The following is a 20,769-nucleotide window of genomic DNA, read 5'->3' on the forward strand; positions in this document are numbered from 1 at the left end:
GTCGACGCTTTGTGTGCCCGGCCGTTGATTCCTGCCGCGCCGGGCTTAGCCCAGGACGCCGCTGGTCAGTACGTGGCTGACCGTCTGCACGAGGACAGAGCCGCCGCCGAGGTCCTCGAGGGTCTTCTGGCCGCCGGAGCCGATGGTGTTGATCAGCGACCACCCACCGGTGCCGAGCGCGCCGCCGACCAGGATGAGCAGGGCGATGGTGCCCCAGCCCTGCTGCTGGCCCGCGGACTGCGGGGTGGCCATCAGCTTCTTGATCAGGAGCACGCCGCCCCAGACCAGTCCGACCGCACCCAGGAGCATGAGCAGCAGCCCGCCCCAGAGCTGGATCTGGGACTTCGCGTTCTCCAGGAAGCTCGTCAGGTCCCAGGCCGCGGTGGGCAGGGCGACCCGCTCGAGTGCCGCCTCGTAAATCTTCGTCATGGTTCTTTCCTCTCGCCTATCGAATGGTCGCTTGCATGACATGTGTCACGAGGCGACTGGCACAACCGATTCGCCTAGACAGAGCACAGCGCCCTATCAATGGTCTCTCCCGATGCGACGTGACTCCCCGTTGAGCGGGACGACATGCCTGCAATCATGCGGCCGACCCCTCTCTAGGGACTCGTATACGTGCACATCTTCAGTGACCAATCTACATCATTCGAGTCATCAGTCATAGTCGTATCCGTGACGAGTCGGATACGAGTCCAAAATGTGCTCGAAGACCAGCGCAAACGAGGTGTCGGCGGGAGGACTGACGTTCTGCTCAAAAACGTGTAGATTTCACATGACGGGGCGCGCGGTGTGCGGCTCCGGCACGGCTCGGCATACGCTTCTTGCTGAGCCCTTCGCGCCCATGTACCCGACCAGGAGCCCAAACCAGATGAACGCCTTGCCCGGAGACCTCTTCGCCCGCCGACTGCGACAGGAGAGGGAACGCCTGGGCATCAGCCAGGCTGAGCTGGCCCGCAGGATTGCCGAGATCCTTGGAACGAACGTCGACCCTTCGGCGGTGACCCGGATAGAGCAGCAAATCCGCGCCGTCCGCCTGGACGAGGCGGTCGCCGCCTCCAAGGCCCTGGACGTCCCCCTGGCGATCCTGGTCGCCGAGGATCCGGAGGCAGAGAGCGAGGCCCAGCTGCAGCAGTACCTCGCCGACCTGGCAGCGGCCCAGCGCGAGTGGGAGAAGAACAGGCTGGAGGTGCTGCGGCTCTCCAAGGCCATTCAAGTGCTCGGCGGCGGCGCTCAACTCAAAGGTGTCGTCGACTTCCGCCTCATGGAAAGCATCGACGCCCGCGTCCCGGTCGAGGAGGACGACCAGTACGGGCACCGGCTTGCCCCCGGCATCGAGGGGTCTACAACCCCAGACGCATGACGCTGTTGCGTGCCGCAGGATTGAACTCGCGGTCGTAAACGTCTACCGTCGCTGCCCGGCTCCACCGGCCGGCGCGCATGATCTCCTCCGTGCTCGCACCGTTGCGCCGCGCCTGGGTGACGTGCCCGGCCCGCAGCGAGTGGAAGCCGTAGGCAGCAGGGTTCATCCCCGCCTCGACCATGCGCGAGAGCAGCATCGTGTGCAGCGCGTCGCCGCTCACCGCCCGTGCATGGATCCGGGCGTCCTTCCTGTTGCGGTACGTTGCCCGGAGCAGGGGCGCGCCCGAGGCCAGGTCGGCGCTGCTGATGAGCGCCGTTGAGCCGGCGGCTCCGCAGACGTGCTCCTCGAGACCGTACGAGAACAGCTGCTGCATGATCCCGCGACGCCGTGTGCGCGCATCGTCCTGCCGGGCGAGCCCGAGCAGCACGACCCAACGGTGCACCGCACACGGGGGACAGGATGCCGGCGAGCTCCCGAACGGCAGCACGACCACGTCCGGCAGCGCGTTCTCCGGGTCGGCCTTCGAGGCCCCCACATGAACGTGGACACCATCGACCGGGTGCAGCTCGAGCCGGTTCAGCGTCAGGGCCGCCGCCTCGCTCCTGCGCAGGGCCCCTGCGAACCCGAGCCACACCGCCAGGGCGTCCCTGGTGGCTGACACGCCTGCCGGATATGTGTCGTGCTCCATCACCGCGATGATCCGGACCACGTCGTCCAGAAGCAGAGGGCGCTTGCGCCGGGGCCTGGTGGCCCGCAGCTTGGCCAGCCCGCGCACGAGATCCACCACGCCGCGGTGGGCCGTGGGATCCAGAAGCCCGCCGCGCAGGTGCCTCTCGCCGATACCGGCCAGGCGCTGGCGGATCGTCGCGACGGAGAACCGGGGGAGCCCGTCGTCATCGAGCTGCGTGGACATCCAGGCGACGTACCAGCGCACGGTCTCCGGATGCGCAGGCAGCGCCTCCAGTCCGTGGCCGGTACAGAAGTCATCAAAGGCACGCCACGCCGTGGCATAGGCGCGCCGGGTGGCAGCAGACAGCGTGTGTCCTTCCAAAGACCGCGAAATTTCTTCGAGCTCGCGCAGCTCGTCGTCCACCTCCGGTTCAGGTGGGACGGTGGGAGCGCTGAGCGCTGCGAGCCTCACCTGTACTGCCATGACTCCAGTCTCGACTCACTGGCCGGAGAATCCAAGTCGCAATGGTCTGTCAGTGGCGATTCCCCATACCCGCGATCGACGGGGCGGCTTCGAACCGGGTCTCTGGTAAGGGCGCTTATCGGGGCATGGAGGAAGACTGCCCTCGCGTGACGCGGTGAGGGAAAAACAACCGCCGCACCGTCCCGGATAAGATCACGGGGAGGTAGAGCGTCCCGCCCTGCCATGTAAGGAGTAACAACGTGTGTGAACCGTGGTCGTCTGCCGACGGTATTTCAGCTAGTGCCAGGGACAAGGGCCTCATCACCAATTGCACCGCGGCCCATGATGGGATCATGTTCGCGAAGGAAACTCGTTCATGGTGAAGCTCAACCTGAAAGCCGTCGAGGAACGCGTTGCCCCGCTCGGGGGCCGTGAATCCTACGATCGCGAGTTCATTTTCAGCCTGCTGCTGGCCTACGGCAAGCCGCAAGGCAACGTGACCAGGTTGCGGAATGGTTCGCTCAACGTTGCCCATGACCCGTCCACTGAAGTGGCACAAAAGAACGTCGTCTACTTCAAGGAGACGACCGGTGATCCTCTCGCCGTCATCGACGAGCTGAAGACTTCACCGCTGGTCGTCCGATACAACACCCGCTTCGTGATCGTCACCGACTACACGGAACTGCTGGCCATCGATACGAAGACCGGCGAGAACCTGATGATCCCGATCCGGGACATCGACCAGTACTTCACGTTCTTCCTGCCCTGGGCCGGCATGGAGAAGGCACAATATGTCGCTGAGGCGCACGCTGACGTCAAAGCTGCCGAGAAAATGGGCAAATTGTTCGACGAACTGCTGGCGGCGAACCCCGGAATGTTCGACATGGCGCACGGGCGTCACGCGCTCAACGTGTTCTTCACCCGGCTCCTATTCTGCTTCTTCGCCGAAGACACCGGCATCTTCGAAGAGGGTGTCTTCGTCAATGCAGTCGGCTCTCATACTCAGCTTGATGGATCCGACGTCGCGGAGTTCCTCACCGAGGTCTTTCTGGCACTGGATACTGAAGATGCCGCCGAGAAGCCCACACACCTGGCAGGGTTCCCGTATGTCAACGGCCGACTGTTCACGATGTCATCTGAGCACATCGTTCCGGTCTTCACGAAAAAGGCCCGCGACCTGCTGATTGAGTTGGGCACATTGATCTGGCGTGACATCAACCCGGACATTTTCGGCTCGATGTTCCAGGCCATTGTCACCCCGGGCAAGCGCAGCGACCTGGGCCAGCACTACACGTCAGTGCCGAACATCCTCAAGACCATCGAGCCGCTGTTCCTGGATGATTTGAAGGAACAGCTCGATGCAGGGTTCGACTCAGTCAAAAAGCTTGAAGCACTGCTCGAGCGAATCAGCGCGATCAAAGTTTTCGATCCTGCCTGTGGGTCCGGCAACTTCCTCATCATTGCGTACAAGGAACTGCGCCGGCTGGAACACGCGATCCTTGAACGCCTTTTCGAGATCGATCCGAAGCACCAGATGCTGTATGCCGAGTCGAAGATCAACATCGAGAGTTTTTACGGTATTGAGATCGACGATTTCGCAGTCGAGGTGGCGATCCTCTCCCTCTGGATCGCCAAGCACCAGATGAATGCAGAGTTCAAAGATAAGTTCAACATCTCTATCCCGCTGATCCCGCTCAAGGAGACCGGACAGATCCAGGCTGGCAACGCCGCACGTACCGACTGGAACACGGTCTGCTCGAACAACGGACAGGCGGAGATCTATCTCATCGGAAACCCTCCGTACGTCGGGGCGAAGACCCAGACCAAGGATCAAAAGGCGGACTACGACTTCGTGTTCGGACGCCGTCCATACTCGAAGAACCTGGACTACATCGCGCTCTGGTTCCTGAAGGGTGCGGACTATATCGAGGGCACGCGAGCCGAGCTCGCGTTCGTCACTACGAACTCGGTGTCTCAGGGCGAACACGTTGGCCTGATGTTCCCGATGATCTTCACCAAGGGTATAGAAATCGGGTTCGCCTACACGTCCTTCAAGTGGGAGAACAACGCCAAACGCAACGCCGGCGTCACCGTCGCAGTAATCAGCCTGCGAATGGCTCGGACGGAGCCGAAGTACCTCTATACCGAGGACCTTCAGATTACAGCGGACAACATCAACGGCTATCTCGCTGATGGACCCAATGTCGTCATGGAACGGCGCAAGAAGCCACTCAGTGCTCAGCTGCCCGACATGGTTTTCGGCTCGATGCCGCGTGACGGTGGTGGTCTCCTACTGTCTCCGGATGAGCGCCAGCAGATGATCGACAACGACCCGCAGAGCGGTCAGTTCATCAAGCGATTCATGGGAACATCCGAAGTGATCAACGATGGAGAACGCTACTGCCTCTGGATTCCTGACGGCTTCGCTGCGACTGCCTTATCCATCGCACCAATCGCCAGCCGACTGGCCCGCGTAGCGGAGGAACGAAGCAAGAGCAAAGCGGCCAGCACGGCCGCGTACGCCTCTCAACCTCATAGATTTGTACAAATTAGCTACAAGCCGACGGAATCCATCATTGTCCCTCGGCACTCTTCCGAGCGACGCAAGTACATACCCTTTGGCTATCTGGGGCCAGAGACCGTTGTCGGAGATTCGGCGAACGCTGTGTATGACGCGAAGCCTTGGGTCTTCGCTTTGTTAATGTCTCGGATGCACATGGTTTGGACCCGAGCTGTTGGCGGGCAACTGGAAACCCGAATCCGCTACTCGAATACGATCGTCTACAACAATTTCCCGCTGCCGCCCCTGTCGGATGCGATGAAGGAGAAGCTGACCATTACGGCATTGCGTGTGCTTGACGTACGTGAGTACCACTGCGAGAGCAACTTCGCCGATTTGTACGATCCGGACTTTATGCCGGAGGACCTGCGGACGGCGCATGCCGAGATTGATGTGTTGGTGGATTCGATCTACTCCAAGCGCGGATACGAGACCGATGAGCAAAGACTGTCGGACCTCTTTGCTATGTATGAAGAGATGGCAGCGGAATCTGCAAAGGGGAGCAAGAAGAAGTGAACAAGCCGATCAACATCGTCGACGTGACCTATGCCCGCACCAAGGCGTCGGTTAACACCGATGCCTTAGGTATGCGAGAGATGCAGCAGCGCGTCTTCGCCAAGAGAGATGCCCAGCACCTTCTGGTCAAGGCCCCGCCGGCCTCAGGCAAGTCGCGGGCTTTGATGTTTGTTGCGCTCGACAAGCTCTATAACCAGGGCCGGAAAAAGGTCATCGTCGCCGTCCCCGAGCGATCCATCGGAGCCTCCTTCTCCTCGACGAAGCTCACCTCGCACGGATTCTTCGCAGACTGGGAAATCAAAGCCGAGCACAACCTCTGCGACGCCGGTTCCTCGCAGGGCAAGGTCGGAGCATTCATCGACTTTCTCAAAGGCCCCGACGCCACACTGGTCTGCACGCACGCGACGCTACGGTTCGCCTTTGAGAAACTCGCACCGGAAGCGTTCAACGGCATCGTGCTGGCGATTGATGAGTTCCACCATGTCTCCGCTGATACTGAAGCCAACCGCCTCGGCGCGCTCCTGCGTGAAGTCATGAACGGCTCGGACGTGCACATCGTGGCAATGACCGGCTCGTACTTCCGCGGAGACTCAGTGCCGGTTCTGTCCGCTGAAGACGAGGCACAGTTCACGCCGGTCACGTTCAACTACTACGACCAGCTCAACGGTTATGAGCACTTGCACTCGCTCGGCATCGGCCATCACTTCTACCAGGGCCGCTATACGGACGCTATAGGTGAAGTCCTGCACCTGGATAAGAAGACCATCGTTCATATTCCGAACGTCAACTCGGGGGAGTCCACCAAGGACAAGATCGAAGAAGTCGGGTTCATCATCGATGCGATCGGCCATGTCGAAGCCACTGACCCCGATACCGGAATCATCAGCATTCGCCACAAAGATACCGGTGAAATTCTTCGCGTCGCCGACCTCGTCGATGACACTGACCAGAAAAAACGTGCTGACACGCTCCACTATCTCTCCCATGTCGCCTCGAAAGAGCGCGACGCTGTGGACATCATCATCGCCCTGGGCATGGCGAAGGAAGGCTTCGACTGGCCTTTTGCCGAGCACGCCCTGACCGTCGGGTACCGTGCCTCGCTGACCGAGGTCATCCAGATCATCGGCCGCGTTACCCGCGACAGCCCCGGCAAGGAGCATGCCCAGTTCACGAACCTGATCGCTGAGCCCGACGCCACTCAGGGTGAAGTGAAGGTCTCGGTGAACAACATGCTGAAGGCCATTACGGCATCGTTGCTTATGGAGCAGGTACTCGCACAGAATTTCACCTTCAAAACTAAGAAGTTCGATGGTGACGACTCGAAGATCCCCGGTCAGCTGAAGATCAAGGGCTTCAAGGAGCCCTCGACGGAGCGTGTCAGGCAGATCGTCGAGACGGACCTGAACGACCTGAAAGCTACGATCTTGCAAGACGACACCTTCGCTCGCGCAGCTGCCGGCTCAATCGACGCTGAGACCGCCAACAAGCTCCTGATCCCGAAGATCATCCGGGAAAAGTACCCGGACCTCAGCGACTCGCAGGTTGAGGAGGTGCGGCAGCAGGTCGTCGTGGACTCAGTGGTCAAGAACGGTGAGGTCCGCGAAGTCGGAGACAAACGCTTCATCAAGATGGCAGAGAAGTTCGTCAACATCGATGAACTCTCCATCAACCTCATCGACTCGGTGAACCCCTTCCAGCGCGCCTTCGAGGTCATGTCCAAGTCGGTGACTCCCTCCGTACTGCGGATCATCCAGGACCAGATCACGGCTACCCGCGTCGAGTTCACTGAGGAAGAGGCTCTGGCTCTTGTTCCCCGGATCAAGAACTGGATCAAGGTCAACAATCGACGGCCAGACTCCCGTGCCGAGGAACCGACTGAGAAACGATACGCCGACGCGCTGCTCTGGCTCCAGCGGGCCAAGCAGAAACTTGAAGCCCAAAAGCGTGCGACTGAAATGGCAACGGACGAATGATCGATAACGACGAAATTTTCGAGGAAGCGCCGGCTTCCCTGCAAGACCTCATCGACAACGACCTCGATGGCCTGCTCAACGTGCCTGAGAAAGCCAAGAAGGTAACCTCGTCTGACCGCCTTGAGCGGGCTTTCCTAGAGATCGTGGAGTTCCGCCGGACACACGAGCGTCTGCCGAGCTCGGCGACGAGGGAGATCGCCGAGCGGAAGCTTGGGGCCCGCCTGGAGGGCATCCTGGCCAACGACGAAAAGATCGCAGCGCTCAAACACCTCGACACGGAGTTCGAACTCCTGGCTGTAGAGGCAGCGCCAGAGTCATTGGACGAGCTTCTTGACAGCGATGACCTGGACGATCTGCTCGGCGACGACAGTGGCATCCTCGACGTATCGGATCTTCCCGTGATCAAACGGCCCGAGTCTCCGGACTCGGTCGCTCAGCGGGTAAAGGCCGAGGACTTCGACCTGTTCGAACCTTTGTTCAAAGCGAAGCACGCCGAGCTGGCCGAAGGCACATATAGTCTGGTGCCTTTCACCGGCATGGATCTTATCCGTGAGGGTGCGTTCTTCGTTCTCAGTGGCGTTATGTGCTTTGTCGCTGAGGTCGGTGAAGACGTGGACCTGATTGTCGGCGGCAAGCCCAGGCAGAAGCAGCGGCTCCGCCTCGTCTTCGAAAACGGCACTGAATCGGCGATGTACAAACAGAGCCTCATGACCCGCATGTACGAAGCACAGGGCCAGGTCCTGGCGCGGACAGGCCACGATGCTACCGAAGCCCTCGACGCCGACGTGGAGAGCGGCCACATCTACGTATTGCAGTCGCTCAGCAAGGATCCTGTTGTCGCTGGGATGAAGGATCTCCACAAGATCGGCTTCTCGACTACCAAAGTCGAGACCCGCATCAAAAACGCGGCGAAGTCGCCGACCTACCTGATGGCACCCGTGAAGGTGCTGGCAGACTACCGCCTCTACAATGTGCGTGCGTCGTGGCTGGAGCACCTCTTGCACCGGGTGTTCGCCGAGGTGCGTCTGGACCTGACGCAGGTCGACCGGAAGGGACGCGACTACGACCCATCGGAGTGGTTCGTGGTGCCGCTGGAAACCATCAACAAAGCCGTCGCAATGATCATGTCCGGCGAGATCACCGACTATGTCTACGACGCTCAGCTCAAGAAACTCGTCGAACGACAACAGGCAGGATGGGAATGACGAATGGCTGTTGAGATGGGCTTGTGGCGGGCAGAGGGCGGCCAACTCAGCCGGATAGTGCCGACATCAATCGGCTTGGAATCCCAGTTGGAGGGCTACATCGAGTCTGACCCGTCAGTGCTTGGCGAGCCGCTTCTCGTCATTGGCCGGCAGGTTCCGACCGCGCACGGGGGATTCGTAGATCTGCTCGCCCTGGACGAAACGGCGTCGCTGCACGTAATCGAACTCAAACGCGACAAAACTCCACGCGATGTTGCCGCTCAAACCCTCGATTACGGCTCCTGGGCAGCAACCCTTGGCCGAAGCGATATCGACAATATCTTCGCCACCTACCGTCCAGGCCTTGCTCTTGAAGAAGCGTTTGCCGATCGCTTCGGCGACACTCTTCCTGAAGAGGTCAACACTGCACAAGAATTTACAATCGTTGCCGCCAGCGTTGACAACGCTACCGAGCGCATCGTGCGGTTCCTCAATGAAGACTTCGATGTTCCCATCAACGTCGTCTTCTTCAGACATTTTCAGGACAACGGATCTTCGTACCTTGCCCGCAGCTGGCTGGTCGATCAGAGCGAACAAGCCAAGTCGTCCATTTCCGCGATCTCGCGGAAGAATAAGACACGTGAGCCTTGGAACGGGTCTGACTGGTACGTCTCATTTGGTGAAGAGCCAACAGGCCGGCAATGGGTCGACGGCATGAAGTACGGTTTCGTCTCGGGCGGTGGCGGCAAGAGGTACTCTCAGACGCTCAAGAATCTGCCGATTGGTGCCAGAGTCTTCGCCTACATTCCCAAGATTGGGTATGTAGGAGTTGGTACCGTCGCCGGCGAAGCCCAGCGATACGACCAAAGCACGCTTCTCGTGAACGGGGCCGAGCGACAGCTGCGTGAACTCGACCTCTCCGGGAATTATCGCCACGAGGGTGATGAGAACGACGACAATGCTGAATGGGTTGTTCCGGTCGAATGGATACGGGCCGTTCCGCAAGCGGAGGCCGTGCGGAAAACGGGTCTTTTCGCCAACCAGAACACGGCTACAAGGCTGCGAAACCAGTTCACGATCGAGCACGTCACCGCTGCTTTCGGGCTTGATAGCTGAGCATCGGCGGATGGCCCATCGAGAGTTATGCGGACAATAGCGGTCGCGAATAGCAGGCCTGACCCTCGCCTGAGGCGACGCTCGTGTCGAACCAAGCCGCGGTAGGAGAATCGTTAGGATGACGACGGCGCTTCCCGACCTCTGGACCGACTGGTGCTCGGTCACGGGCGTGCCTGCCGGAAGAATCGACGAGGCCACAGTCTCTCGCTTTGTGCAGCAAGTACAGCCGTCCCGGGCTGTCCTCATGACACTGCGCCGGCGGCTGGCTCCCAAAGATCCACCAGCCCCGGCGTGGCCGCGCGGGCACAGGGAGGACGCCGGCTCACTGCAGCGGCTGATCCGGCGTGGGACGGCGATCATCCAGCACCCCGGCACGCACTGGGTCTTCCGGCTGCGGCTGCGTAGGATTCTGTTCGCTGCGGTGCTACTCGCACCGCGCTCCCACGGAGGCCTCGGACTGGACAGGTCAGGTGCGCTGGGACTGCGGTCGGACAGCATGCGCGAGCTGCGCCAGTGGATTGGCATCGCCGAGGACCCGAGCGCCTGCCCGGCGTGCGCCACCTGGTCGTGGCTTGATGTGATCGGCACCAACAGCGGGTGGTCGCACAGTTCCGTCCGGGTCCTGGGACACCGCCGCGACGAAGTAGGCTCCGCGCACCGGCACCTGCGGCCGGATCCCAATCCGGATTGGCACCTCTCCATCGGCTTGCTGCCAGCCATGGACCGCTGGGGATGGATCGATGCCTACCGCTCCATGCACCCATCCTCGCTGTCGGCGGTCATCAGTGCCGCGGCCCTGCTGCTCGACGGTCCGGAGCCCGCACCTGCGCCGGTGCCTGCTGCAGCTGCGATGCCGGCCAGCCCCCGGCGGCAGATGTCACATGAGGAGGAAGAGCAGATCCTCAAACGCGCCGACGAACTCACCGCGCGCGTCGAGGCGATCCTTCGCGAGTTCGATACCGGCCGATAAAGTCGTGTGTATGGGATTCAACTGGGAGCAGGTCCTCGGGACCAAGGGTGCAGACCTCTCCGACGCCTACGACCAGAGCGCCTCCGACGCGCTGTACCAGGACCACCCGAGCGCGGCTCCGCCAGCAGGTCCGGAAGACCCGGGCGATGAGGTCGTCGGCCTGCCGTTCGACGAGAGCTGAGCCTCCAAAAACTCCCACGCTGCGATGTCCGTTTTCGGACATAACCGCAGGTCAGCGCGCATGCATACTTAAGTGTGCAGTCCCCCTGGTGCCGGCAAGACCATGCTTGCGGAGCGGTTGCCGGGCCTTTTGCCGGATCTTGGCGACCATGAGTCCATGGAGGTCACGGCCATCCACTCGCTGTGCGGGCTGCCGGCGTCCGCCGTCCAGCTCCTGCGCCGGCCCCCGTTCGAGAACCCGCACCATTCGGCCACCGCGGCGGCCATCATTGGTGGCGGTTCAGGGCTTCCCCGGCCGGGTGCCGCATCCCGTGCCCACCGCGGCGTGCTGTTCCTGGACGAAGCCCCCGAATACGAACGCAGGGTTCTGGATGCCTTGCGCCAACCCCTGGAAAGCGGAGAGCTGGTGATCCACCGGGCGGCCGGGACCGCCGCTTACCCCGCACGATTCCAGCTGGTCCTGGCCGCGAATCCATGCCCGTGCGGCAAGGCTTCCGGCAAGGGACTGGACTGCACGTGCACGCCCGTCATGCGCCGCAGATACCTCGCCCGGATGTCCGGGCCCCTCCTTGACCGGGTGGACATTCAGCTGCAGGTGGAGCGGGTGTCCTTGGCCGAGTTCGGGCAGGCGGGCGGCGAAGAGGACACCGCAACGGTTGCCCGGCGGGTCAGGGAGGCGCGTGAGCGGCAGGCAGAGCGGCTGCGGTGCTTTGGCCTGGAAACGAACTCGCAGGTGCCCGGGCGTATCCTGCGCGGTGATTTGCGGCTCATTCCGGCAGCAACCCGGATCCTGGACCAGGCCCTGGAACGCGGGGTCCTGACCGCCCGTGGCTATGACCGGGTCCTCCGGCTGGCGTGGACCCTCGCTGACCTGGGCCGGCGGGACCTGCCGGACGCAAACGACATCGGACAGGCTCTTGGCTTGCGGCAGGCTGCCGCGGCAGTGGCTTGAGGAGGACGGCAAACGTGAACGAACTGAAGGAACTGGGCGTGGCAGAGGATTCGGCAATGGATGGCGAACGTTTGGCCCGGGCGGCACTGTCCCGGCTCATGGAGCCGCAGGACGCCGCCGGGCTCGCCCTCGTGCAGGTTGCGGGGGCACCGGACGCGCTTCGCATTGCGACCGGGCAGGTGACCGCCGGACCGGACCTGGAGCGTGAAATAACCTCACTGCTGGCCGAAAGCGGGGCCGGCAGCTGGGCGGGAATGGCTGCAGCCTTGAAACGCTGGCAGCCGCGGATCCCTGACCTGGCGCCGGAACGTGACCTGGCTACGATGGCACGGCTGGGCGGCCGCCTGATCATTCCCGCAGACGAGCTGTGGCCGGCCCAGTTGGCCGACCTCGGCATCCAGGAACCGCTGTGCCTGTGGTGGCGGGGCCAGAAACAGCAGCTGCCGGCCGCGGCCCAGTCCATTGCCTTGGTAGGTTCGCGTGACAGCACCAGCTACGGGGCAGCGGTAACGGGGGACCTGGCGTACTCTCTGGCGCAGCGGGGCTTCACGGTGGTGTCGGGCGGCGCCTATGGGATTGATGCCCACGCACACCGCGCCGCACTTGCGGGAGGGGCCTCCGCCGTCCCGACCATCGCGGTGATGGCCGGCGGAGTGGACAGGTTCTATCCATCCGGGAACGAGGACCTGCTGCGGGCCGTGGCCAACCAGGGCGCGGTGCTGGCCGAGGTACCGCCGGGATCGGCTCCCACCCGTTACCGGTTCCTGCAGCGGAACCGGCTGATAGCTGCTCTGTCATCAGTGACAGTGGTGGTGGAAGCGCGGTGGCGCTCCGGTGCGCTGAACACGGCCCACCACGCCGAAACCCTGGGGCGGGCGGTGGGCGCGGTCCCAGGATCAGTCCACAGTGCCAACTCAGCGGGCTGCCACCGGCTCCTGCGGGAGGGCGGGGCGGTCTGCGTCACTGATGCCGCCGAAGTGGCCGAACTTGCCGCACCCAGCGGAGCAGGACTGCCCGAACAACGGACGGGCGCGGCGGCCGTGCAGGACGGGCTGACCCTCGAAGACCTGATCCTGCTGGACGCACTGCCGCTGCGCTCCACGACGTCGGTGGAGAAGCTGTCGGCGGTGGCCGGGCTGGGGCAGGACTCGGTCCGGGCGGGCCTGGGCCGGCTGGGGCTCCTTGGACTGGCCCTCTCTGAACGGGGCGGCTGGAAACGAGGCAAGGTATGACCGTGTCCGGCTGCGGCGAAACGCGGGAAACTGAGAAAGTGTAGGAGTGGACCATGATGAACTGCCCAAGGAACTCGGTGCGGCACTGGACGCCTTTGCCGGCCACCTGTCGGGGGAGCGGGCTGTATCGGAGCACACCCGACGCGCCTACCTGGGCGACCTGCGAAGCCTCCTGGCGCACGCCGCATCCGAGGGCGCGGCCGGGCTGAAAGACCTTGAACTGGGAACGTTCCGCCGTTGGCTCGGCAGCCAAAGTTCGGCGGGTGCCGCACGCTCCACGCTGGCACGCCGGTCCGCTACGGCCAGGGCATTCACCGCCTGGGCGCTCCGGGAAGAACTTCTGGAGACTGACCCCGCGCTGCGCCTGAAAGCACCTAAACGTGAGGGATCGTTGCCGGGGGTCCTGCAGGCCTCCCAGCTGGCACGGCTTCTGGACGGACTCGAAAAATCGGCGCTGGACGGCGACCCGCTTGCGGTGCGCAACCGTGCCATCGTGGAACTCCTTTACGCCACCGGCGCCAGGGTGGGGGAACTCGCCGGGCTGGACGTCGACGACCTGGACCCGGACCGCCGGACCTTGCGGGTCATCGGCAAAGGCAATAAAGAGCGAACGGTGCCGTACGGGGTGCCAGCTGCCCTTGCCGTTGACGACTGGCTGCGGCGGGGCCGCCCAGCCCTGGCAACAGGCACCAGCGGGCCCGCGCTCTTCCTCGGCGCCCGCGGTGGCCGGGTTGACCAGCGCCAGGTCCGCACCCTTGTCAACGGTCTGTTCGGCGCACTGGGTGACACCTCCGCGTCCGGGCCCCACGCCTTGCGGCACTCCGCTGCCACGCACTTGCTCGACGGCGGAGCGGACCTGCGTGCCGTGCAGGAGATCCTCGGCCACAGCAGCCTGGCCACCACCCAGATCTATACGCACGTCTCGGTTGACCGCTTGCGGAAGAGCTACCAGCAGGCACACCCCCGGGCCTGAGGAGTGTGTTTCATCGCACTGGCGTAATTCCACGGGGTACGGCACAATGAGAGTCACGTCCGGCAACTTTCAAGTGTCGCTTGAAGCTCCCTGAGTTTCCTGCGGCTCGGCAAGTCCGGACACTGCTTAATCTGATACATCTGAATACCGGGAACCACCGCCGCAGTGCAGGGCACGGCAGTTCCATCCGGGCAAGAGGTCGTTGGGGAAGACGTACCTAGAGCTATGGAGGATGGAATGTCTGTTGCAATGACCCGCGGTGTGCTGTTCGTTCACTCAGCCCCTACGGCGCTGTGCCCCCACGTCGAGTGGGCAATCGGAGCGGTAGTGGATAAGCGGACGGACCTTGAGTGGACCCCGCAGCCTGCCGCACCCGGAATGTTCCGTGCGGAGCTTTCCTGGACCGGGACCCCCGGCACGGGATCCAAGCTGGCGTCCTGCCTCCGTGGCTGGGCGCATCTGCGCTATGAGGTGACCGAGGAGCCAACGCAGGGCGTGGACGGCGGCCGGTGGTCGCACACGCCCGAGCTGGGTATTTTCCATGCCGTCACCGACGTGCACGGCAACATCATGGTGTCTGAAGACCGCATCCGCTACGCCTACGAATCCGGTGCCGGCGACCCCGCCGCCGTCTACCACGAACTCTCGCTCGCCTTGGGCGAGGCCTGGGACGAAGAACTCGAACCGTTCCGTCACGCTGCCGAAGGCGCCCCCGTGCGCTGGCTGCACCAGGTCGGCTGACCGCCGTCGTCCGCCCGGTGGCCCTGGCCGCCGCGACACTTCCATAGCAACAAAAGGGAGGCCCCGCCTGATGGGGGGCCTCCCTTTTGTTTCCGGGGCGCTTGCCCGGCAATAGCTAGACGCTGCGGATGGCCACGACGGCGTTGTGGCCGCCGAAACCGAAGGAGTTGCTCAGTGCCACGATACTCCCGGCGGGCAGGTCACGGGCCGAGGTAACGACGTCGAGCGGGATTTCAGGATCCTGGTTCTCAAGGTTGATGGTGACCGGGGCCTTGCGCTCGTGCACGGCCAGGACGGTCAGTACCGCCTCTACAGCGCCGGACGCACCCAAGAGGTGGCCCATCTGCGACTTGGTGGCGGAGACCGCCACACTGTCCACATGGTTGCCCAAGGCGGCACGCAGGGCCGTGTATTCGGGCTTGTCGCCTACGGGCGTGGACGTGGCGTGGGCGTTGACGTGCACCACGTCCTCGGCCTGGATACGGCCGTCGAACATGGCCGCCTTGAGCGCGCGGGTGGCGCCGAGGCCTTCGGGATCCGGTGCGGTGATGTGGTACGCGTCGGCTGTGACGGAGGTACCCGCCAGCTCGGCGTAAATGCGTGCTCCACGGGCCAGGGCGTGCTCTTCGGCCTCCAGGACCAGGGCGCCGGCACCTTCGCCCATGACGAAGCCGTCGCGGTCGATGTCGTAGGGGCGGGAGGCGCGCTCGGGATCGTCATTCCTGCGGGACAGTGCCTGCATGGAAGCGAATGCCGCCAGGGGCATAGGGTGGATTGCTGCTTCTGCACCACCGCACATCACCACGTCCGCCTTTCCGGAGCGGATCAGTTCGAGGCCAAGGTGCATCGCTTCGGTGCCTGAGGCGCAGGCGGACACCGGGGTGTGGGCGCCGGCGCGGGCACCGAGGTCCAGGCTGACGGCCGCGGCCACGCCGTTGGGCATGAGCATGGGAACAGTCATGGGCAGGACCCGGCGCGGGCCCTTCGCTTTGAGGGTGTCCCAGGCATCCAGCAGCGTCCAGACCCCGCCAATGCCTGTGGCGAAGGCGACAGCCAAACGGTCCTGGTCAAATTCGGTGATGCCGGAGTCGGCCCAGGCTTCGCGGGCTGCAATGACGCCGAATTGGGTGGAGGGGTCCATCCGCTTCGCTTCCACACGGCTAAGGACGTCCAGCGCGGGAGTGCTGCAGCGGGCAGCGAAGTGGACGGGGAGCTCGTATTGGGCGACCCAGTCGTCCTCCAGGGTGCGGGCACCGGAGACCCCTTTGAGGGCGTTGTTCCACATGGTGGGTACATCGCCGCCGATGGGCGTGGTGGCGCCCAGACCGGTAATGACTACTTTGCGCGTCATGGGATCACTCTTTCGTCGGTGGGGAATCCGCCTGCGACAACCGCAGGGTCCCGCACATTTGATGATCGGCCAGTCCCGGTCGGGGCACTGTGCCGGTTAGATGCGGCGGGCTGCCGATCCGGTCAATCCGGACCGGCAGCCCAGCCAAGCCGTGAGACGGCGGAAGCCTGGATTAGGCCTGTGCCCCGGCGATGAAGCTGACGGCGTCGCCGACGGTCTTGAGGTTCTTGACCTCTTCGTCCGGAATGCGGACGCCGAACTTTTCCTCAGCGTTGACCACGATGGTCATCATGGAGATGGAGTCGATGTCCAGGTCCTCGGTGAAGGACTTGTCCAGCTCGACGGCCTCGGGGGCCAGGCCGGTTTCCTCGTTGACGATTTCAGCCAAGCCGGCCAGGATCTCTTCGTTGCTAGCCATTGATGGCTCCTTTTCTTGTATTGCCGGCAGGGGCTGCCGGAAACGGTCGGGCCGCGGTCGCGGCCCTTGGGCGTATCTAGGGAAGGACAATTACCTGCGCGCCGAAGACCAGCCCGGCGCCGAAACCGATCTGCAGCGCCAGTCCGCCGCTCAGCCCGGGGTTCTCCTGCAGGAGCCGGTGCGTTGCCAACGGGATGGAGGCCGCAGACGTGTTGCCGGCGTCGGCAATGTCCCGTGCCACTGTAACCGTCTCGGGCAGCTTCAGCTTCTTCACCATCTCGTCGATGATGCGCATGTTCGCCTGGTGCGGGATGAAGGCAACCAGGTCTTCAGCCTCGATGCCGGCAGCATCGAGGGCCTGCTGGGCAACTTTCGCCATTTCCCACACGGCCCAGCGGAATACGGTCTGGCCGTCCTGCCGGAGAGTGGGGTAGAGTTCCTGCGCCTCTTCAAGGAGGGCAAGGTCTCCGGTGGAATCGGACTGACGGGCCGCCATGCCGAGGTCGCGGACGTCCAGCAGGGACCGGTTCATGCCGATCGCATCCCACTTACTGCCGTCCGAACCCCACACCGACGGGGCGATGCCGGGCGTGTCGGAGGGACCCACGACGACGGCGCCGGCGCCGTCCCCGAGCAGGAACGAAATGGTGCGTTCCCGGTTGTCGATGACGTCCGAGAGCTTTTCCGCACCAACCACCAGGACGTACGTCGCGGCGCCGGAACGGACCAGGGCGTCGGCCTGGGCAATGCCGTAGCAGTAACCGGCGCAGGCTGCAGAGATGTCGAAGGCCGGTGCCGGAGTGGCGCCGATGCGGTCTGCCAGGCTGGCAGCGGCGGAGGGGGTCGCGTAAGGGTGCGTCACGGTGGATACGATGACGGCGCCGAGCTGCGAGCCGTCGATGCCGGCCTTCTCCATGGCCTCGCGGGCAGCGCCCTCGGCCATGTCGATCACGCTGACGTCCGCGGCAGCACGGTGCCGGGTCACGATCCCGGTGCGCTGGCGGATCCACTCATCGGAGGAGTCGATCCATTGGCACACGTCTTCGTTCGTGACGATGACATCCGGGCGGTATGCGCCCAGCCCGAGGATGCGGGTGTGCTCGTGGATGGGAGACTGCTTCAGCGTGGGGACGCTCATGCGTTGCCCTCCAGTTCGGCGAACAGCGCCAGGGCGGCGGAGAGGTCTTCGGGGGTTTTGACGGCAACCGTCTTGACTCCGGGCATGCCGCGCTTGGCGAGCCCGGCGAGGGTGCCGGCAGGAGCGAGTTCGATGAGTCCGGTGACACCGCGCTTGACCATGGTGTCCATGCAGAGATCCCAGCGCACCGGGCGGGACACCTGGGCGATGAGGCTTTGGACGGCGGCACCGCCGTCGGTGACCTCGCCGCCGTCGTAGTTGGACAGCAGGGGCACCTTGGGGGCCACCGGGTTCAGCTGCGGTTCCAGCGCCTTGAGCGCGTCCACTGCCGGTGCCATGTGGCTCGTGTGGAACGCGCCGGCCACGTTCAACGGAATCACGCGGGCCTTGGCCGGCGGGTTCGCGGCCAGCGCCTTCAACTGATCGAAGGTTCCGGCGGCTACGGTCTGGCCGGCGCCGTTGACGTTCGCGGGGGCCGCCCCTGCAGCCTCGATCGCTGCCAGGACCTCGGCTGGGTCGCCGCCGACGACGGCGCTCATGCCGGTGGGGGTGACGGCAGCCGCGGAGGCCATGCTGTTGGCCCGCTCGCGGACGAAGGTCATGGCTTCCTGTTCCGTCAGCACACCGGCGAGGGCGGCAGCGGTGATTTCACCCACCGAGTGGCCGGCGAGGATGACCGGGAGGGAATTGAGCTCCACGTCGAAGAGGGAAGCCGCCGTGACCAAGCCCGCGGCTACGATCAGGGGCTGCGCCACGGCAGTGTCCTTGATGGTTTCCTCATCGGACGTGGTCCCGTGGGCGATCAGGTCGATCCCCGCGATGTCGCTCAGGGCGGCCAGTTGGCCTGCCACCGAAGGAAGTTCCAGCCAGGGGGCCAGAAAACCCGGGGTCTGCGAGCCCTGTCCAGGGCAGACTATTGCAAGCACGTAACCAGCTTTCCAAATTACTGTGTGATCCAGCGGTGTTTCACCGCACCAAGCTCACGGGGTCAGGTTGTAGGAAGTCTACAATGACTCATCCTTGGTTCCGGGACGCCTGACGCTCCGTGGCGGCCTTCGGCGGGGCGGAAAGCCGGCCCACCACGAGCGCTGCCTGCAGCACGAACGCCTCCCGTGGAAGCAGCGGGTCCCAGCCCGTCACATCGCAAACACGCTTCAACCGGTACCGCACGGTGTTGGCGTGGACAAAGAGTTCCCGCGCTGTGGCCTCCAGCGAATGTCCAAGCTCCAGGTATGTTCCCAGGGTCTCCACCAAGCCGTTGGACGCTGCCACAAGCGGGCGGTAGATGTTCTTGACCAGGGCGCGCCGTGCCGCGTCATCGCCGGAAATCACCCGTTCCGGCAGCAGGTCGTCGGCGGCCACAGGCCTCGGCGCTGAAGGCCACGCCCGGGCGGCCGTCAGGCCGGCAAACGCCGATTGCGCCGAACCGCTGGCCTCCAGCAGGGAACCCGCCTCCGGGCCGTAAACCACGGGGCCGGGCGCGAACATCTCGCTGAGCTTCACATAGGCCGATTCGCGGTCCTGGACCCCGCCCAGGATCAGGATCAACCGGTCGCCCTGGATCCCGACCAGTGCATCCTCTGCGAAACGCCCGGCCATCCGCCGCAATTCGCTCACGTAGCTGGCGCTGGGTTCGGACGGTGAATTCCCCACCATGACCGTGAAACGCTCCTGCGCCTTCCAGCCAAGGGCGGCGATGCGCGATCGGAGCGCATCTGTGTTTTCGCCCCGAAGGATCGCATCCACGATCAGGGCCTCCAGGCGGGTATCCCAGGATCCCCGTGATTCGGCGGCCCGGGCGTAGACGTCGGCGGCCGCGAACGCGACTTCGCGCGAGTACCTCAGGACTGCTTCGCGCAGGGACGGCTGGTCGGCCTCCGGCGCGATGACGGGAACCTGGTCTTCAACAACCTCCACCACGATCCTGATCAGCTGCAACGCTTTCTGCAGGCTGATGGAGCGGGTCAGTTCCGTGGGGGCCGTCCCAAAGACGTCCGTCAGAATCCACGATGGTGAGCTTGGACGCTCGTACCAGGTGACGAAGGCCGCGATCCCGTTCTGGGCCACCATGCCCAGCGCAGACCTCTCATCGGCACTGAGCCGGCTGTACCAGGGCAATGACTGCTCAAGCTTGCGCATCGTGGAGGTGGAGAGCTGGCCAACGTTGGCGCGGAGCTGCTTGAGGGTCTCGGACTTCTCCGGCGTGACCTTCGGCGGGGAGGGTTTCCGCTTCGAGGACGGGCTGGTTGCTGCTGGCATTCTTTGAGCATACGGCCACCGCCACCCAAGCTCCATTTGTGCGAAGGCTACAACCGCCCTTGTCGAGGATCACAGTGTGTCCGGCCGCCGTGCCGCGTTGCCCGCACAGTACGACGGCGGCCCCCACCTTTGCAGGTGAGGGCCGCCGTCGTGCGTTGCTGCCGTTGCAGGAGGGCTGAGGCTAGGCCTCGCCGCCCGCGTTGCCGGTGGTGCCGGCGTTGACGTTCAGCAGCTTGTACTTCTCAATCGCCTTAACCGGGGCGTCAACATCCACCTCGCCGCGGCGCGCCAGCATCTCCAAGGCACGGACCACGATGGAGTGGGTGTCGTTTTTGAAGTAGCGGCGGGCTGCTGCGCGGGTGTCGGAGAAGCCGAAGCCGTCGGCGCCGAGGGTGGCGAATTCGTTGGGGATGAATTGCCGGATTTGGTCCGGGACGGCTTTCATGTAGTCGGTGACAGCGACGATGGGGCCGGTGGCGCCTTCGAGTTGCTGGGTGACGAAGGGGACGCGGGCGGGTTGGCCGGGGTTGAGGAAGGCTTCTTCTTCGGCGGCGAGTCCGTCGCGGCGCAGTTCGTTCCAGGAGGTCACGGACCAGACGTCGGCGGAGACGTTCCAGTCATCTGCCAGGACGCGCTGTGCCTCGATGGCCCAGGGTACGGAGACGCCGGAGGCGAGGATCTGGGTGCGGGGACCGTCGATCTTTGCCGGGG

The 20,769-nt window shown here is 63.9% G+C and carries 18 protein-coding genes and 1 pseudogene; 11 read left to right on the forward strand and 8 right to left on the reverse strand.

The features are described 5' to 3' along the window. Positions 1 to 45: 45 nt before the first annotated feature. Positions 46 to 429 carry a hypothetical protein gene (locus QRN53_RS11750; RefSeq protein ID WP_056387364.1) on the reverse strand — a complete coding sequence of 128 codons (384 nt, stop codon included), beginning with the start codon at positions 427 to 429 and terminating at the stop codon, positions 46 to 48. Between the two features lie 442 nt (positions 430 to 871). On the opposite strand from QRN53_RS11750, the gene QRN53_RS11755 reads away from it, so the two are divergent. Then, a complete protein-coding gene (locus QRN53_RS11755) occupies positions 872 to 1,363 on the forward strand; it encodes a helix-turn-helix domain-containing protein (protein WP_082581619.1) in 492 nt (163 codons plus the stop codon). Here the strand turns inward: QRN53_RS11755 and QRN53_RS11760 are convergent. Continuing rightward, positions 1,344 to 2,516 carry a site-specific integrase gene (locus QRN53_RS11760; protein WP_056387362.1) on the reverse strand — a complete coding sequence of 391 codons (1,173 nt, stop codon included), beginning with the start codon at positions 2,514 to 2,516 and terminating at the stop codon, positions 1,344 to 1,346. The genes QRN53_RS11755 and QRN53_RS11760 overlap by 20 nt on opposite strands. A gap of 355 nt (positions 2,517 to 2,871) precedes the next feature. Here QRN53_RS11760 and QRN53_RS11765 point away from each other — a divergent pair, with 355 nt between their 5' ends. The 10 genes and pseudogenes from QRN53_RS11765 (at position 2,872) to QRN53_RS11810 (ending at position 14,892) form a co-directional block, all read left to right on the forward strand. Next, complete coding sequence (locus QRN53_RS11765) at positions 2,872 to 5,571, forward strand: DNA methyltransferase (RefSeq protein ID WP_056387359.1); 2,700 nt, start codon at positions 2,872 to 2,874, stop codon at positions 5,569 to 5,571. Further along, positions 5,568 to 7,544 (forward strand): DEAD/DEAH box helicase, encoded by a 1,977-nt coding sequence (locus tag QRN53_RS11770; RefSeq protein WP_056387358.1) that lies wholly within the window; start codon positions 5,568 to 5,570, stop codon positions 7,542 to 7,544. The genes QRN53_RS11765 and QRN53_RS11770 overlap by 4 nt, the downstream gene beginning before the upstream one ends. Beyond that, on the forward strand, positions 7,541 to 8,749 hold the full coding sequence (locus QRN53_RS11775) for a GIY-YIG nuclease family protein (RefSeq protein WP_056387355.1): 1,209 nt from the start codon (positions 7,541 to 7,543) through the stop codon (positions 8,747 to 8,749). Before QRN53_RS11770 ends, QRN53_RS11775 begins: the two co-directional genes overlap by 4 nt. Positions 8,750 to 8,752: 3 nt before the next feature. After that, positions 8,753 to 9,844: a DUF8606 domain-containing protein gene (locus QRN53_RS11780; protein ID WP_056387352.1), complete on the forward strand. Its 1,092-nt coding sequence runs from the start codon at positions 8,753 to 8,755 to the stop codon at positions 9,842 to 9,844. Positions 9,845 to 9,962: 118 nt separating this feature from the next. Further along, positions 9,963 to 10,814, forward strand: coding sequence for a hypothetical protein (locus QRN53_RS11785; RefSeq protein WP_056387349.1), 852 nt, complete (start codon positions 9,963 to 9,965; stop codon positions 10,812 to 10,814). Positions 10,815 to 10,824: 10 nt separating this feature from the next. Next, the gene (locus QRN53_RS11790) at positions 10,825 to 10,995 is read left to right on the forward strand and encodes a hypothetical protein (RefSeq protein ID WP_156400141.1); all 171 of its coding nucleotides are present in this window, start codon (positions 10,825 to 10,827) and stop codon (positions 10,993 to 10,995) included. A gap of 81 nt (positions 10,996 to 11,076) precedes the next feature. Then, positions 11,077 to 11,946, forward strand: a pseudogene (locus QRN53_RS11795) (YifB family Mg chelatase-like AAA ATPase); the annotation flags it as partial. Positions 11,947 to 12,002: 56 nt separating this feature from the next. After that, complete coding sequence (gene dprA, locus QRN53_RS11800; protein ID WP_285244039.1) at positions 12,003 to 13,178, forward strand: DNA-processing protein DprA; 1,176 nt, start codon at positions 12,003 to 12,005, stop codon at positions 13,176 to 13,178. Positions 13,179 to 13,224: 46 nt separating this feature from the next. Next, complete coding sequence (locus QRN53_RS11805) at positions 13,225 to 14,151, forward strand: tyrosine recombinase XerC (RefSeq protein WP_285244026.1); 927 nt, start codon at positions 13,225 to 13,227, stop codon at positions 14,149 to 14,151. A gap of 237 nt (positions 14,152 to 14,388) precedes the next feature. After that, positions 14,389 to 14,892 (forward strand): DUF3145 domain-containing protein, encoded by a 504-nt coding sequence (locus QRN53_RS11810; RefSeq protein ID WP_026264214.1) that lies wholly within the window; start codon positions 14,389 to 14,391, stop codon positions 14,890 to 14,892. A gap of 115 nt (positions 14,893 to 15,007) precedes the next feature. Here QRN53_RS11810 and fabF read toward each other — a convergent pair whose 3' ends face one another. The 6 genes from fabF to QRN53_RS11840 form a co-directional block, all read right to left on the reverse strand. Continuing rightward, entirely contained in the window at positions 15,008 to 16,243 is a 1,236-nt protein-coding gene (fabF, locus tag QRN53_RS11815; protein ID WP_285244027.1) for a beta-ketoacyl-ACP synthase II, read from the reverse strand. A gap of 172 nt (positions 16,244 to 16,415) precedes the next feature. Beyond that, positions 16,416 to 16,661 (reverse strand): acyl carrier protein, encoded by a 246-nt coding sequence (locus QRN53_RS11820; protein WP_009359314.1) that lies wholly within the window; start codon positions 16,659 to 16,661, stop codon positions 16,416 to 16,418. A gap of 76 nt (positions 16,662 to 16,737) precedes the next feature. Further along, positions 16,738 to 17,799, reverse strand: coding sequence for a beta-ketoacyl-ACP synthase III (locus QRN53_RS11825; RefSeq protein WP_285244028.1), 1,062 nt, complete (start codon positions 17,797 to 17,799; stop codon positions 16,738 to 16,740). Next, positions 17,796 to 18,725 (reverse strand): ACP S-malonyltransferase, encoded by a 930-nt coding sequence (locus QRN53_RS11830; protein WP_285244029.1) that lies wholly within the window; start codon positions 18,723 to 18,725, stop codon positions 17,796 to 17,798. Before QRN53_RS11830 ends, QRN53_RS11825 begins: the two co-directional genes overlap by 4 nt. Positions 18,726 to 18,813: 88 nt before the next feature. Beyond that, complete coding sequence (locus QRN53_RS11835; protein WP_285244030.1) at positions 18,814 to 20,058, reverse strand: PucR family transcriptional regulator; 1,245 nt, start codon at positions 20,056 to 20,058, stop codon at positions 18,814 to 18,816. Positions 20,059 to 20,239: 181 nt separating this feature from the next. Then, on the reverse strand, positions 20,240 to 20,769 hold a 530-nt coding region (locus QRN53_RS11840; RefSeq protein WP_502934841.1), incomplete at its 5' end, for a transketolase-like TK C-terminal-containing protein.

The sequence above is a fragment of the Pseudarthrobacter sp. fls2-241-R2A-127 genome (genome assembly GCF_030209355.1).
In the GTDB taxonomy this organism is placed as follows: Bacteria; Actinomycetota; Actinomycetes; order Actinomycetales; family Micrococcaceae; genus Arthrobacter.

What these genes read in the sequence shown, in the direction of transcription:
- QRN53_RS11750 (WP_056387364.1), bottom strand. Translation starts at nt 429, where the DNA reads ATGACGAAGATTTACGAGGCGGCACTCGAGCGGGTCGCCCTGCCCACC.
- QRN53_RS11755 (WP_082581619.1), top strand. Translation starts at nt 872, where the DNA reads ATGAACGCCTTGCCCGGAGACCTCTTCGCCCGCCGACTGCGACAGGAG.
- QRN53_RS11760 (WP_056387362.1), bottom strand. Translation starts at nt 2,516, where the DNA reads ATGGCAGTACAGGTGAGGCTCGCAGCGCTCAGCGCTCCCACCGTCCCA.
- QRN53_RS11765 (WP_056387359.1), top strand. Translation starts at nt 2,872, where the DNA reads ATGGTGAAGCTCAACCTGAAAGCCGTCGAGGAACGCGTTGCCCCGCTC.
- QRN53_RS11775 (WP_056387355.1), top strand. Translation starts at nt 7,541, where the DNA reads ATGATCGATAACGACGAAATTTTCGAGGAAGCGCCGGCTTCCCTGCAA.
- QRN53_RS11780 (WP_056387352.1), top strand. Translation starts at nt 8,753, where the DNA reads ATGGCTGTTGAGATGGGCTTGTGGCGGGCAGAGGGCGGCCAACTCAGC.
- QRN53_RS11785 (WP_056387349.1), top strand. Translation starts at nt 9,963, where the DNA reads ATGACGACGGCGCTTCCCGACCTCTGGACCGACTGGTGCTCGGTCACG.
- QRN53_RS11790 (WP_156400141.1), top strand. Translation starts at nt 10,825, where the DNA reads ATGGGATTCAACTGGGAGCAGGTCCTCGGGACCAAGGGTGCAGACCTC.
- dprA (WP_285244039.1), top strand. Translation starts at nt 12,003, where the DNA reads ATGGATGGCGAACGTTTGGCCCGGGCGGCACTGTCCCGGCTCATGGAG.
- QRN53_RS11810 (WP_026264214.1), top strand. Translation starts at nt 14,389, where the DNA reads ATGTCTGTTGCAATGACCCGCGGTGTGCTGTTCGTTCACTCAGCCCCT.
- fabF (WP_285244027.1), bottom strand. Translation starts at nt 16,243, where the DNA reads ATGACGCGCAAAGTAGTCATTACCGGTCTGGGCGCCACCACGCCCATC.
- QRN53_RS11820 (WP_009359314.1), bottom strand. Translation starts at nt 16,661, where the DNA reads ATGGCTAGCAACGAAGAGATCCTGGCCGGCTTGGCTGAAATCGTCAAC.
- QRN53_RS11825 (WP_285244028.1), bottom strand. Translation starts at nt 17,799, where the DNA reads ATGAGCGTCCCCACGCTGAAGCAGTCTCCCATCCACGAGCACACCCGC.
- QRN53_RS11835 (WP_285244030.1), bottom strand. Translation starts at nt 20,058, where the DNA reads ATGCCAGCAGCAACCAGCCCGTCCTCGAAGCGGAAACCCTCCCCGCCG.